9 protein-coding genes, 1 tRNA gene and 1 pseudogene are annotated in these 13,170 nt (G+C 59.0%); 8 read left to right on the top strand and 3 right to left on the bottom strand.

Going from position 1 to position 13,170, the window contains the following annotated elements; genetic code table 11:
• Positions 1-9: 9 nt before the first annotated feature.
• The 3 genes from FW789_RS13990 to FW789_RS13980 all read right to left on the bottom strand — a co-directional run bounded on the left by FW789_RS13990 (position 10) and on the right by FW789_RS13980 (position 4,094).
• Positions 10-1,173: a PilZ domain-containing protein gene (locus FW789_RS13990; RefSeq protein ID WP_446431620.1), complete on the bottom strand. Its 1,164-nt coding sequence runs from the start codon at positions 1,171-1,173 to the stop codon at positions 10-12.
• Between the two features lie 17 nt (positions 1,174-1,190).
• Entirely contained in the window at positions 1,191-2,723 is a 1,533-nt protein-coding gene (locus FW789_RS13985; RefSeq protein ID WP_178080758.1) for a glycosyltransferase, read from the bottom strand.
• A 63-nt stretch (positions 2,724-2,786) separates the two neighbouring features.
• The gene (locus tag FW789_RS13980) at positions 2,787-4,094 is read right to left on the bottom strand and encodes a nucleotide sugar dehydrogenase (RefSeq protein ID WP_446431619.1); all 1,308 of its coding nucleotides are present in this window, start codon (positions 4,092-4,094) and stop codon (positions 2,787-2,789) included.
• A gap of 449 nt (positions 4,095-4,543) precedes the next feature.
• On the opposite strand from FW789_RS13980, the gene FW789_RS13975 reads away from it, so the two are divergent.
• The 8 genes and pseudogenes from FW789_RS13975 to FW789_RS13940 all read left to right on the top strand — a co-directional run bounded on the left by FW789_RS13975 (position 4,544) and on the right by FW789_RS13940 (position 12,916).
• The gene (locus FW789_RS13975; protein WP_207073387.1) at positions 4,544-4,870 is read left to right on the top strand and encodes a helix-turn-helix domain-containing protein; all 327 of its coding nucleotides are present in this window, start codon (positions 4,544-4,546) and stop codon (positions 4,868-4,870) included.
• Positions 4,871-4,996: 126 nt separating this feature from the next.
• Complete coding sequence (gene gacA / locus FW789_RS13970) at positions 4,997-5,635, top strand: response regulator transcription factor GacA (RefSeq protein WP_101318436.1); 639 nt, start codon at positions 4,997-4,999, stop codon at positions 5,633-5,635.
• Between the two features lie 6 nt (positions 5,636-5,641).
• The gene (gene uvrC, locus FW789_RS13965; RefSeq protein WP_446431618.1) at positions 5,642-7,465 is read left to right on the top strand and encodes an excinuclease ABC subunit UvrC; all 1,824 of its coding nucleotides are present in this window, start codon (positions 5,642-5,644) and stop codon (positions 7,463-7,465) included.
• 33 nt (positions 7,466-7,498) lie between these two features.
• Entirely contained in the window at positions 7,499-8,059 is a 561-nt protein-coding gene (gene pgsA, locus FW789_RS13960; RefSeq protein WP_446431617.1) for a CDP-diacylglycerol--glycerol-3-phosphate 3-phosphatidyltransferase, read from the top strand.
• Positions 8,060-8,121: 62 nt separating this feature from the next.
• Positions 8,122-8,197 (top strand) — tRNA-Gly (locus tag FW789_RS13955).
• Positions 8,198-8,425: 228 nt separating this feature from the next.
• A pseudogene (locus FW789_RS13950) lies at positions 8,426-8,808 on the top strand (hypothetical protein); the annotation flags it as partial.
• Between the two features lie 165 nt (positions 8,809-8,973).
• Positions 8,974-10,893, top strand: coding sequence for a hypothetical protein (locus FW789_RS13945; RefSeq protein ID WP_446431616.1), 1,920 nt, complete (start codon positions 8,974-8,976; stop codon positions 10,891-10,893).
• A gap of 112 nt (positions 10,894-11,005) precedes the next feature.
• A complete protein-coding gene (locus FW789_RS13940; RefSeq protein WP_446431615.1) occupies positions 11,006-12,916 on the top strand; it encodes a hypothetical protein in 1,911 nt (636 codons plus the stop codon).
• The last annotated feature ends 254 nt before the right edge of the window (positions 12,917-13,170 follow it).

Raw genomic sequence — 13,170 nt, 5'->3', positions numbered from 1 at the left:
TCGATGAACTCAGTTCTGGCCGGTAAACGGCAGGCCCAGGAACAGGTCTACCGACACTGCTTTCTGGTAGGCCGTGGCCGGCAATGGGCTGTCTGGGGCAATGGTCAGGGACAGGTTGCGGTTAACCTCGTCAACCCGTGCATCGACCACCTTGCCGCTGAAGTGTTCATCCAGGCCAAACACCTGCATGTCCACCGAGCGAATGCGGCTGACGTCGGTCAGCTTGTCGAACGGCACGTTGGCGCGTACGAACAGGCCTTGGTCTTTCGGCAGCAGGTGCATCAGCGGTGCTTCTTTATAGCCATAGCCATCCAGTGGCTGGCTTGGGAAGTACACCTGGCAGTCGCATGGGCTGTTGATCACGGTCTCGATGGTGGCGCGGCCGAGCAGGGTTTGCAGGTCGCCTGGCGAGAGGTCGGCAACCGCCTTCATGTCAGCCGGACTGGTGAAGCTGGTGGCCAACTGAGTCGAGATGCTGGCCAGTGGCTGACCCGCTTTGACTTCGGTGGTGCCGGCCGGCAGCAGGAACTTCACATAGCCGTTGTCGGGCATGCTGATGATCTGCGCGTTGGTGGCAACCTGGGCCTGCAGGGCCGGGATGCGGAAGAACAGCATGTAGCCCTTGTAGCCAACGAATGCCAGGGCAGCCAGGCCAGCAGCGCTGTACAGCAAGGTGCCGGTCATGGCCTTGAGGCGAGCACTGGCAGAACGCGGCGAAGCGTACTTGTGTTTGCGTTCCTTGATGTAGTTTTCCCGCTGCATCACGTTGAACAGACCATTGATGTCGGCGATCTCGCCGGACATGTAGGCGGTGATGATGTAGCGCAGGATGTCGCGCTTCTGCGCGTCGAGGTCGACGAACTGCGCGCCGACTTCGTTGCCACGCTGGGAGACGATCTTGACCTTGCCATCGATCGACAGGTCGACCTGGTTCAGGCGCAGCTGGATCGATGCGTCATACAGCGCGCCGATGGTCAGCGGGCCTTCATGCAGCAGGCCGATACCGCCCAGCGAGATGTCTTGCAGGGTGGTTTCGATGACGGTCTGACCACCGCTGGCAAGGCGCACGCGGGCGTTGATGCGGGTGCGTACGTACTGGCGCTCGTCAACCGCTTCATGAACGATGTTGGCCGATGTCTTGCCCGGGGCCGCGGGACTGTTGGTCATGCTCATGTGCAGGCGCCTTTCCTTTAACGTTGCGTGAGTTCAAGAAGTACGGTGATGACCCCGAAGAAAATGGCGATGGAGGAGAACAACATCGCCTTCGAGGACCAGCGGTTTAGCGAGGTGTCGAAATCGACACTGCCGGTAGCCAGGGTGGTTTTCTGCCGGGTCCAGCTTTGCTGGTCCATATGGAACATCGCGTAGACCTTCATTACCGAGCCAACGATCTGGTTGTAATAAAGGACAAACGGATACATCGGGCTGACCGGGTGCTTGGCGAACACGAACAGCACGGTCACCAGAGTGCGCGAGATCAATACCCAGAACAGGTACACCAGCAGGTACTGGATGCCGAACACCAGGCCAGCCACCACCGAGGCGGTCAGGCCCATCAGGCAGGTCCACATCGACACCCGTTGGTCCCAAAGCACGTACAGGGTGAACAACCCCAGACGCGCGCGGCCGAGCAGGGCGGTGGCGCGGAAGTTCTGCCGCAGCGAGTTGCCGTACCAGCGGAACATCAATTGCCGGGTGGCGATCCAGAAGCTGTCGCTGGGCGGGTGCTCGACGGTCAGGGTGTGGCTGTCGGGTACATAGAAGGTGTCCCAGCCAGCGCGCATCAGGCTCAGCCAGCTGGACTTGTCGTCTCCGGTGAGGAACTGGAAACGGCCCAGGCGCCAATGCTGAAGAAAGTCCGCTTCAACATCGCGAATGAACTCCGGGTCGATCATCACGCTGGCGCGGAAGAAAGACAGCCGCCCGGTCAGGGTCAGTACCCGGTGCGACAGGGCCATCGAGCACATGTTGATGTGCCGCTGGACAAAGCGCATCGAGTGCCACTGGCGCATCAGGCGGCTACCCTCGACTTCGCAGAACTCGTTGGTAGTCAGGCCGCCGACGTCGGGCAGCACGGCAAACATCTTCACCGCGCGCTCGACACAGCCAGGCAGCATCATGGTGTCGCCATCGACCACGCCGACCACGGCATCTTCCATCGGCATCTGCCGCGACAGTGCGCGAAAGGCGTGGGCCAGGCCATCACGTTTACCGGTGCCGCGGGCGCGGACGATCACCAGCTTGATGTCGTCGCGGTCGCGCACTTCATTGCGCATGATGTCCTTGATGAAATTCTCGTCGCCCTTTTCCACGATCGAAGCAATCACCGTGCACGGCACATTCAGCCGCTGTACTTCCTGAAACACCGACTGGTAGACCTTGAAGGTGGTCGAGGTCGGGATACGGAAGCTGGTCACCACCATGAACATGTGCGAAGGCAGTGCCGCATCACCCAGGCGCTCGACTTCGCGGCGCATGCGTGGGAACCGCCAATGCAGAAAATACATGCCGCGCAGGTAGTGCACGATGGCATTGCCATAGCGCCACATCCCAAGCGTGCCGATAACAAAGATGAACAGATGATGGCTCGGGTCCAGATAAGCCGGGGCGATCATCTCCGACGCCAGCGCGATCAGCCCGGCCAGGCACGCCCAGGCGCAGAAGCTGGCGGCCGCGCGCAGGTAACCTGGGGCCTCGAAAGGTCGCTGTTGCGTTCGTTCCATGTAGCGTGTGCTCCTATCTGCGGCCGCACCCACGGCGAACTGCCGGGGTGCGACCTGCATCGATTACCAGCAGATGCCTTGGCATTGCTCGTCGCTGACGCCGTCCATGAACCCGACCAGGTCGATGACTTGTTTGTCGTCGTTGTTCTGCAGGGCACTGGCAAAGCGCTCATCGTTGTTGCCCAGGACGATCACATCGGCTTCGGCGATCACTTGCTCAAGGTCGTTCTGCAGCAACGAAGACACATGCGGAATAACCGACTCGATGTAGTCGCGGTTGGCACCGAACACCCGTGCGTACTCGACGTTGGCGTCGAAGATGCGCAGGTCGTAGCCCTTGCCGATCAATTTCTCGGCCAGGGTTACCAGCGGGCTTTCGCGCAGGTCATCGCTGCCGGCCTTGAACGCCAGGCCGAGCAGGGCGACTTTGCGTTTGCCGGTGCGCTCGACCAGGTCAAAGGCGATATCGACCTGATTGCGGTTGCTGGCCATCAGCGAGGCGAGCAGGGGGTGGTCGACATCCAGCTGGCCGGCGCGGTAGGTGAGGGCGCGCACGTCCTTGGGCAGGCACGAGCCGCCGAACGCAAAGCCTGGGCGCAGGTAATAGCGCGACAGGTTGAGCTTGTAGTCCTGGCAGACCACGTCCATCACTTCGCGGCCATCGACGCCGGAGGCTTTGGCGATGTTGCCAATTTCGTTGGCGAAGCTGACCTTGGTCGCGTGCCAGACGTTGCAGGTGTACTTGATCAGCTCGGCGACTTCCACCGACTTGCGGATCACCGGCGCATCCAGGCCCTGGTATAACGAAGCCAGCAAATCGCCCGACTGGGTGTCGAGCTCGCCGATCACGGTCATGGCCGGGAAGTCGTAGTCCTTGATCGCGGTGCTTTCACGCAGGAACTCAGGGTTGACGGCAACGCCGAAATCGGTGCCGGCCTTCTTGCCCGAGTACTGCTCAAGGATCGGAATGACCACATTCTTGACGGTGCCCGGCAGCACGGTGCTGCGCACCACGACCGTGTGGCGGCTTTGCTTGTCGCGCAGGACCGTGCCGATTTCACGGCACACGGCTTCCATATAGACCAGATCGAGGTCGCCGTTCTTCTTGCTCGGCGTACCGACGCACAGAAGCGACAGGTCGGTGGCGAGTACCGCGGCCTGAACGTCGGTAGTACCGCGCAGGCGGCCCTGATTGACGCCGTCTTGCAGCAGTTGCTCGAGGCCTGGCTCAACGATTGGCGACTTGCCCTGGTTGATCAGATCGATTTTCGCCTGGGAGACGTCCACTCCCAACACATGATGACCGCGCGCCGACAAGCAGCCCGCGCAGACTGCGCCCACATAGCCAAGGCCAAAGATGCTGATGTTCATAGATCCCTCTCCCAGGACACGGCAAGGCCGGCCGAGATGCTCAGTTCAAGAAGTTTTCAATTAGGCAGACGCGCAGAAACAAGCCGCGAGGAAGTGGCAATACAGGCTGTTTTTTTTGGTCTTTTTTCATCCTAAAGGGGTTGCTGTTAGAACCGCAAGCGTTGATCTGCGGCTTTGTGAAAATACTTTAATCGTCGCCTGTTAAAGTTTAAAAACCGTTTAAAAACAACGAGTTAAAGTTTGATGTAAGTTCGGCGTCAAAAATCCGATCACGCTTGATTGGCAACAAAATGGCGTCGGTAAACTGTCGTCGATGTATTATTTTTCATCTTGCTGACTGCGCCTGGTGCCGCCTTGCGTCGAGCGGCTGTGCTAGGCATAGTTGCACCTGGTTACACCTCGGGTGCTGGAAGTGCCCGATCGCCCTTTACTGCACAGGAAGCATCCTCATGAAAGGAATCGGACCTAGGCTGCGCGAAGAGCGTGAACGTCTGGCACTTACCCAGCGCAGATTTGGTGAGATCGGGGGCGTCGAGCCCAATGCTCAGGGCAAATACGAGAGCGGCGAGCGCACTCCGCGGGTTGACTACCTCGCCGCGGTGGTCGCTTGCGGCGTTGACGCCAGATACGTGCTCAGTGGTGTCCGCACGCCACCTCCCATAACCAATCTCAGTGAAGACGAGACCCGCTTGCTGGGCACGTTTCGCAGCCTGTCCGCCAGCGATCAGGCTGCGCTGTGGTATCTCGCCGAGCGCTTGCTGGGTGACGCCAACTAAAGCCTGACCAGATAGTCAGTTCAGATCGAGCAAAAGGCCTGGAATCGTGATGCGAAGGGCTAGGTCGACCCTGTAATTTTTTGTTATGGTGGCGGGATCCAATCGCCCCACTGACGAGGTGTCTGCTTGATTAGGGTCCTAGTGGTCGATGATCACGATCTGGTGCGTACCGGCATCACCCGCATGCTTGCCGATATCGACGGCTTGCAGGTGGTGGGTGAGGCGGATTCCGGTGAGACAGCCCTCAAGCTGGCCCGTGAGCTGAAACCCGATGTTGTCCTCATGGACGTCAAGATGCCTGGCATCGGCGGCCTCGAGGCGACCCGCAAGCTGCTGCGTAGCCATCCGGACACCAAAGTGGTGGCGGTCACCGTCTGTGAGGAAGACCCGTTCCCGACGCGTCTGCTGCAGGCCGGCGCCGCTGGCTATTTGACCAAGGGTGCGGCGCTGGATGAAATGGTCCAGGCCATTCGCCTGGCATTTGCCGGCCAGCGCTATATCAGCCCGCAGATCGCCCAGCAGCTGGCGCTGAAGTCATTCCAGCCGCAGGGCTCGCCGTTCGACTCGCTGTCCGAGCGAGAAATCCAGATCGCTTTGATGATCGTCGGCTGCCAGAAAGTGCAGATCATCTCCGATAAGTTGTGTCTGTCCCCCAAGACCGTCAATACTTACCGCTATCGAATCTTCGAAAAACTTTCGGTCACCAGCGATGTCGAATTGACGTTACTGGCCGTACGCCACGGTATGGTCGACGCAAGCCTCTGAGTTTCCATGTCCCCAATTTTTGATGCCAGCGCATTCCTGGCGACCTGCAGTGGTCGGCCGGGTGTGTACCGTATGTTCGACGCCGAGGCGCGGCTGCTCTATGTGGGCAAGGCCAAGAACCTCAAGAAGCGTCTGGCCAGCTATTTCCGCAAGACCGGGCTGGCGCCCAAGACTGCCGCCCTGGTGGCGCGCATCGCCCAGGTCGAAACCACCATCACCGCCAACGAGACCGAGGCGCTGCTGCTTGAGCAGAACCTGATCAAGGAGTGGCGGCCGCCGTACAACATCCTGTTGCGCGACGATAAGTCTTACCCATATGTATTCCTGTCTGACGGCCAGTTCCCACGCCTGGGTATTCATCGCGGGGCGAAAAAGGCCAAAGGTCGTTATTTCGGCCCGTACCCAAGTGCTGGTGCCATCCGCGAAAGCCTGAGCCTGTTGCAGAAGGGCTTCATGGTCCGCCAGTGCGAAGACAGCTATTACGCGAACCGGACCCGGCCGTGCCTGCAATATCAGATCAAGCGCTGCAAAGGCCCCTGCGTGGACTTGGTCAGCCCAGAGGAATATGCCGAGGATGTGCGTCACTCGGTGATGTTCCTCGAAGGCCGCAGCCAGCAGTTGGGTAATGAGCTCAATGCCGAGATGGAACAGGCGGCGATGACCTTGAATTTCGAGAAGGCAGCCCAACTGCGCGATCAGATCGCCTTGTTGCGCCGGGTGCAGGACCAGCAGTACATGGAAGGCGGTTCCGGTGAGGTCGACGTGGTTGCGGCCTTCATCAACCCCGGCGGCGCCTGTGTGCACCTGATCAGCGTGCGCGGCGGGCGGGTGCTTGGCAGCAAGAATTTCTTCCCGCAGGTGGGCATCGAGGAGGACGTCAGTGAAGTCATGGCAGCGTTCATCGCTCAGTATTACCTGGGCAATGCCGAACGCGAGATGCCCGGCGAGCTGATCGTCAACGTCGTCCACGAAGACTTCGCCGCTATCAGCGAAGCCGTGCAGACCTTGCGCGGGCGCGAGTTAGCCATTACCCATCGCGTGCGTGGCACCCGTGCCCGCTGGCAACAACTGGCCGTGACCAATGCCGAGCAGGCGTTGAACGCCCGGCTGGCCAACCGGCAACACATGGCCGCACGCTTTGAAGCCCTGGCCAGCGTGCTCGGCCTTGATGAAGTACCGCAGCGCCTTGAGTGCTACGACATCAGCCATTCCAGCGGTGAGGCCACTGTAGCCAGTTGCGTGGTGTTCGGCCCGGAAGGCCCGATCAAGTCCGACTATCGCCGTTTTAACATCGAAGGCATTACCGGCGGTGACGACTATGCCGCCATGCACCAGGCACTGATGCGCCGCTACGGCCGGATCCAGGCCGGCGAGGGCAAGTTGCCCGATGTGTTGCTGGTCGACGGCGGCAAGGGTCAATTGAACATGGCCCGCGACGTCATGCAGGAACTGGGCATCAGCGACCTGACCTTGCTCGGCGTAGCCAAGGGCGTGACCCGCAAGGCCGGCTTCGAGACCCTCTACCTCAACGACGTAGCCCACGAGTTCACCCTCAAGGGCGACTCTGCCGCGCTGCACTTGATCCAGCAGATCCGCGACGAAGCGCACCGTTTTGCTATCACCGGCCACCGTGCCCGGCGCGGCAAGGCCCGACGCACCTCCAGCCTGGAAGACGTCGCCGGCGTTGGCCCGAAGCGCCGCCGCGAGCTGCTGAAACATTTCGGCGGACTGCAGGAGCTCAATCGCGCCAGTATCGACGAGATCGCCAAAGCACCCGGAATCAGTAAAAAGCTTGCCGAGTCGATTTATGCCAGCCTGCATAGCGAGTAGAATGCCCAGTTCAACTCGCAGCCAGTCGTACCGATGAATATTCCAAATCTGCTCACCGTTCTACGCGTCCTGCTCATCCCGATCTTCATTCTGCTGTTCTATGTGCCCTATCACTGGAGCTACATGGCTGCCAGCACGGTGTTTGCCATCGCCGCTGCCACCGACTGGCTGGACGGCTATCTGGCCCGTCGTCTGCAGCAGAGCACTGCGCTCGGTGCCTTCCTCGACCCGGTCGCAGACAAGCTGATGGTCGCGGTTGCTCTGGTGCTGCTGGTACAGGTACACGCGAACTTCTGGCTGACCTTGCCTGCGGCGGTGATCATTGGCCGCGAGATCGTTGTTTCGGCGCTGCGTGAGTGGATGGCCGAGTTGGGGGCGAGGGCACATGTTGCCGTGTCCAATCTGGGCAAGTGGAAGACTGCGGCGCAGATGCTATCCCTAGTGATCCTGCTGGCCAACCCGCCGGTCTTTGGCTTCTGGGTTATGCTGGGCTATGGTCTGCTGCTGGTGGCTGCAGCGCTGACGTTGATCTCCATGATCAATTACCTGGTCGCCGCCTGGCCGCATCTGCGTGAAGGTTCGGAGCCGAAATAAAACTTTTTTGAATCAAGGGGTTGACGGCGTTTGGTAGATCGCTAGAATAGCGCCATCACCAAGCGGGAATAGCTCAGTTGGTAGAGCACGACCTTGCCAAGGTCGGGGTCGCGAGTTCGAGTCTCGTTTCCCGCTCCAGTTATAGATCTACAGAGTTCCATGGAAGTCTGTAAATCATTGAAATTAGACGCTTCGGCGTCTTTTTTCGTTTCAGTCTAAGCCACTCCGACCCATGGGCATCCGGACTTTTTTAGTCCAGAAATTAGTCCATGAAATCCGGACTCCCACCGTGTCGATTTGTTGCTGGAGAGGAGCGTCGAGCGTTACGAGCAGCTAGCCCTGAATTTCATGCTCAGGAGCTCGTACATGGCACTCTCAGATGCAGCTGTCCGTCAGGCCAAAGCCACTGGCAAGGACTATATCCTCGGCGATAGCGATGGCCTGTCCCCAAAACCTTGCAGAGCAGAACACCTTCCATGCGATGTACGCGATGCGGCTTGATCACCGCGGTCGTGTGCTGAAGCGGGGTCGGCAGAGCACGCTGGAGCATCGAGCGTATCTTCAACAACGACGTGCTGCCGGAACTTGGCAAGTCTTCGATATACGCCATCAACCCGGCCTCGGACCTTGATGTGGTGGCTGCGCCCAAGCCGCCTGTAACCAACAATCCCTTCCTGCGGCTACCTGAGCTGGCTGACCTGCAGAACGCCATTAACGGGTATGGCGTCGCGCTGCAGACCCGTCTCGGGCCTTGTTCCTTTCTGCGGCTTGTGCCTATTAAACCCTTTGCGGGTGCGCGGCACACCTAGCATTTCTGTCAGTTTTCAAAGTTTCAACCTGAGTGTCCAATGATGACAACTGACCGGCAGTCTCTTCGTTGCTGGTTGCTTATTCATCCAGTCGAAGGGACGCTCATGAACGTTCATGCTCTCGCGCATGCCAGGTTGGCGAACGACTTCAACTATCGGCCTCCCGAAGTGCCAGCCATCGTGAAGAACGATGCCGGGCAGGAAAACCCTGAGGGCATCCTGTTGCGTTCTGCGCTGGACGATGACCTTGAGGTGATCGTACCCGAATGGGACTTTTCGCAGAATCCCGTGTACTCCGACCTGCTCGAAGTGGGGTGGCGTGCGGAAGGTGCTGCTTTCGTCGCGGTGAATAGCCAGGAGTTCTCGCCGCCCATCGCGCCCGGTGAAAAAACCATCACCGTTCCGCGTGAATATCTGGTTCAGGGCAACTTCACGCTCTCATACAAGATTACCCGGGCCGGTAACTTTACTGAATCATTGCCCAAGCGGATTACCGTCGACAGGACACCGCCGAATGAAAACCAGCGCCCGTCGGCAGTGCAGTTTCCCGATGAACTGGTCGGTACCATCACCGATGAATACCTGACCCAGCACGGCAAGGTGGAAGTCAGAGTGTCAAGTTATCTTGGCATGCGGGAGTTCGATAAGGCGGTGTTCTTTTGGTCCGAATTGGACCCATTGCCCGATGGGCACCCTGAGGCCGGTGAGTACAGGTTTTCCAAGGAGGAAATCGACAACCGGCGGTTGTTCCTGGCAATGGGCGAGGTGGATATCCGCGCCAGCGGGGGAGGGATTCGTTATTTCTACTACCGTCTGTACGACCTGGCGGGTAATGAGAGCGCTGTATCCTATGCGTCTCCCATCCAAGTCAACCTGGTGCCGGCGCCGGCCAACCTGCCCCCACCGCGCATTCCACTGTCGGCCCGTGGGCTGATCGACCGCGAGCATGCCCGCGAGGGGGCTGCCGGGGAGCGCGGGGTAACCGTCGAAATTGATGCTTACGACAATGCCGAGCCGTCCCATTTCATCGAAATCGACTGGGGCGGGCAGACGCTCAATGAGTTGCCCGTCGAGCCGGCTGTATTTCCCCTGCAGGCCTACGTGCCTTGGCCGGCCCTGGTTGCCAATGGCCTGGGGCCGGACACCCTGCCGGTGACCTACCGGGTACGTTATGGCGGCAGTTATTCGAACCCCTCGCCCGAGGCTACAGCGCCCTTCGACTTCACGATTGCCGGGCAGGACCACGCATTGGCACCGGCATTGCTCAACCCTGAGCTGGTGAAGCTGGAAGTGCGCGGGGCGGTTTCCGACCTGCCCAACGAACTGACCGGACAGGACGCAGGCCAGGATGCCCGGGTGCTGTTGGCGCTGTTCGAAAACCCCCAGGATGGCGAGTTCCTGGAGATATTCTGGGGCGCGGTGGCCGAACCCGCCGATCGTTACGACGTGAAGGTAGGTGACGTAGGCGGCCAACTGCTCGAGCTGTCGGTGCCCTGGCGAATCATCGAGCAGGACCAGAACAACACGAACTTGCCGGTGTACTACGTCACCGACAATGGGGTGAATCAACAACTTGCCCCCACCACGACGGTGCGGGTTGTCGTCGAGCCCATCACCGGTCTGCCAGGCCCGGATATCCCCCAGGCCGATGCTTCAGGCTACCTGAATTGCGCGACCAAGCCGCCGATCTGGGAAGGTGTGACGATTCGGGTCGAAGGGAATAGCAACTTCGCCGAGGGCGATATCGTCGATGTCGCCTGGCTTGGGCATGAGGACCTGGGTGGCTTGAAGCCAATCCCGTCTACGGCCTTCACTGAGCGTAAATACCTGAGCAAGGAGCAAGCGGAAAACGGTTTCGAGGTGACCGTGCTGCCCTACGACGTGCATATCGAACCCATGGAAAAAGCAGCGTCGGCCGTTATCAGCTATGAACTGACCAAATTGGCAGGTGGCTACGGCAAATCACAAAGGGTGCTGTTCTATATCGATAGAACCCTGCCCAGCGGTGAAGTCTGCAAGCCTTGATTCCGTTGTTGTCAGGAATACCGAATGTTGTAACACGCGGCTTACCCAGCTCGCGTGGGGTTTAGTAACGGCTGTTGCCAGGCCATTTTAATATTGATCGAGGATATCGACCATGAGTGCTAAAGGTAAAGTTACCGCTGCGGAGGCGCGCTTGGCTGCGCGTAATTTTCGCTTGAGGATAGCGGCCGATCTTGATATGCCCGCATTCAACAGCGCCAACCCGCTGTTGCCAGATACAGCAGATGATGCCCAAAACCAGCTGCCCAAGGCTTTGCGCGGTACCAACTTGAAAATCGATATACCGCAATTTGATCAAGGTGACGATGGCCGGCGGGGGATCATCACGCTTTTCTGGAACGGTGTGGCAAAGGCCGTGACACCACAGTTCACGACGCCGATAACCTTTCCTGTGGAAATGACGCTGCCCGCCTCGGAGACCGGTTCGCAGGGGCAGTATGAGCTGTCATACGTCGTCAATATCCTCGGCAACGAAACATCATCATTGCCGTTGGTTGTCAATATCGATACGACTGCGCCAAATAACAATCGGCCCGGTGAACAAGTGGATTTGCCAGCTGAAGTAGAAGCTGACGGCATCACCAGAGAATACCTCAATGCCCATGGCAAGGTAGTTGTGACGGTTCCAAATACTTATTCGGATGCCAAGATCGATGACGAGGTCATCCTCATGTTCGGGACGTCGATCCCTCTGGCGACGGAAATCGGGCGTTTCCCGCGCCCGAATTTAATCGATACTATTGAATTTGATCTGTTAGAAAAGGATATCAAGCAGGAAGGGGACCATTCACTGTTCTACGTGCTCGCCGACCGCAAGGGAAACGAAGGGCCGCATTCCACGTACAGAACTGTTCCCGTGATGCTAACCCCCGCGCCCACCGATCTCCTGCCGCCCCTGGTACCGCTCGCCGATGATGACCTCATCGACTATGCCGATGCCGTGCAGGGGGTGAGGGTGGTTATCCGCGCCTACACCAACTGGTTCTCCAGCGACCGTGTGGTGGTTACCTTCGACGGCAATGACCATGCGCCGCAAGCAATAGGCCAGGACGGCACACAGGTTACATTGCCCTATGACCTGATCTTTAACGGCGACTATGGGAGCAAGGATTCGCGGATTACCTACCGCATCGAGCGCAACGGCAAGGCTTTTGCTGAGCCTACCGGCAAGGAGTTTGAAGTCGACCTGCGGATGCCGGGTCCAGACCCGAAAGACCCACCGGAGGAAGTCCATCCGGAACTGAAAATCCTGACCGTCAAAGGTGCGGTATCGGCGGCCGACAACGTATTGACTGAGGCCGACGCCGACCAGGACGTCAGCGCAACGGCCGCCATCTACCCGAACGTCGGGGATGATCAGTACGCTCAGCTGTACTGGAATGGCGTGGAGGCTACGGGCGTGCGGGTGGCGCTGAACAGCGCCTCCACCGAGATTGCCTTCACCATCCCGTGGGAGGTGGTCAAGGCCGGTGGCAATGGTGCAGCCATTCCTGTCAGTTATCTGGTCGGTCATACCTTGAACGAAAACGTCTATCACTCGGGGCCGCGTGAAGTAGATGTCTCCGGCATCCGGATCGTGCTGCCGGAACCAGCCTTCCAGAACCTCGACCCTACATTCGATGTATTGAACTGCCCGTCGTTGCGCGTGCACAACGGCGCACTGCATGCCGAGATCAAGGTCCCGGGAGGTGACTCGCGACTCGCTGGCAAGGAACTGACCTTCATCTATCAAGGGTGGACTAACTCGTCAGGTAATGTTGCGATACCAGACACTAGCGATAGTTTTACTTATACCCCCAACGAAGATGAGGCGCGTGATGGTTTCACCGTGCTGTTGCCTTATGAGAGTGCTCTGAGGGAGACTCGCCAAGCGTGGGGCAGTATCCACTTCACTGTGGATATCGATGGTGCGCCTGCAGCCCCTTCGGAACGTCATCTTGTCGATGTCGAGGTTCAACGGCCAGGCGGTCTGGCATGTCAGATCCCTGTACGCCGCGAGAGCTGAAGCGTGAAGGGAGGTGCACTTTTGTTTCAGGATGGATAGGCATGGGAAAGGGGAGCCAGTGGCTCCCCTTTCCATTTCATCTGTACGAAAAGTTTTGGGTGGCGGGCTTGACCCGCGATGGAGTGCGAAGCGCTCCTATATCCGATATCAAAGCGTGTCAAAAACACCGCATATTGAGCCTTTGCTGCCGCTTTGCGGCAGATCGTGGGGCAAGCTGCTCCCACAACGATGGGTGACCCTATTTTTTTCGTACC

The sequence above is a fragment of the Pseudomonas sp. 1121_17 genome (assembly GCF_052850745.1).
The sequence above is the reverse complement of the archived record's forward strand: the minus strand, read 5'-3'. Positions and strand labels throughout refer to the sequence as shown.

Bases quoted from the DNA above. Each gene is read 5' to 3' on its own strand.
- FW789_RS13975 (WP_207073387.1), top strand. From the start codon at position 4,544: ATGAAAGGAATCGGACCTAGGCTGCGCGAAGAGCGTGAACGTCTGGCA.
- FW789_RS13980 (WP_446431619.1), bottom strand. From the start codon at position 4,094: ATGAACATCAGCATCTTTGGCCTTGGCTATGTGGGCGCAGTCTGCGCG.
- FW789_RS13990 (WP_446431620.1), bottom strand. From the start codon at position 1,173: ATGAGCATGACCAACAGTCCCGCGGCCCCGGGCAAGACATCGGCCAAC.
- pgsA (WP_446431617.1), top strand. From the start codon at position 7,499: ATGAATATTCCAAATCTGCTCACCGTTCTACGCGTCCTGCTCATCCCG.
- uvrC (WP_446431618.1), top strand. From the start codon at position 5,642: ATGTCCCCAATTTTTGATGCCAGCGCATTCCTGGCGACCTGCAGTGGT.
- FW789_RS13945 (WP_446431616.1), top strand. From the start codon at position 8,974: ATGAACGTTCATGCTCTCGCGCATGCCAGGTTGGCGAACGACTTCAAC.
- FW789_RS13940 (WP_446431615.1), top strand. From the start codon at position 11,006: ATGAGTGCTAAAGGTAAAGTTACCGCTGCGGAGGCGCGCTTGGCTGCG.
- FW789_RS13985 (WP_178080758.1), bottom strand. From the start codon at position 2,723: ATGGAACGAACGCAACAGCGACCTTTCGAGGCCCCAGGTTACCTGCGC.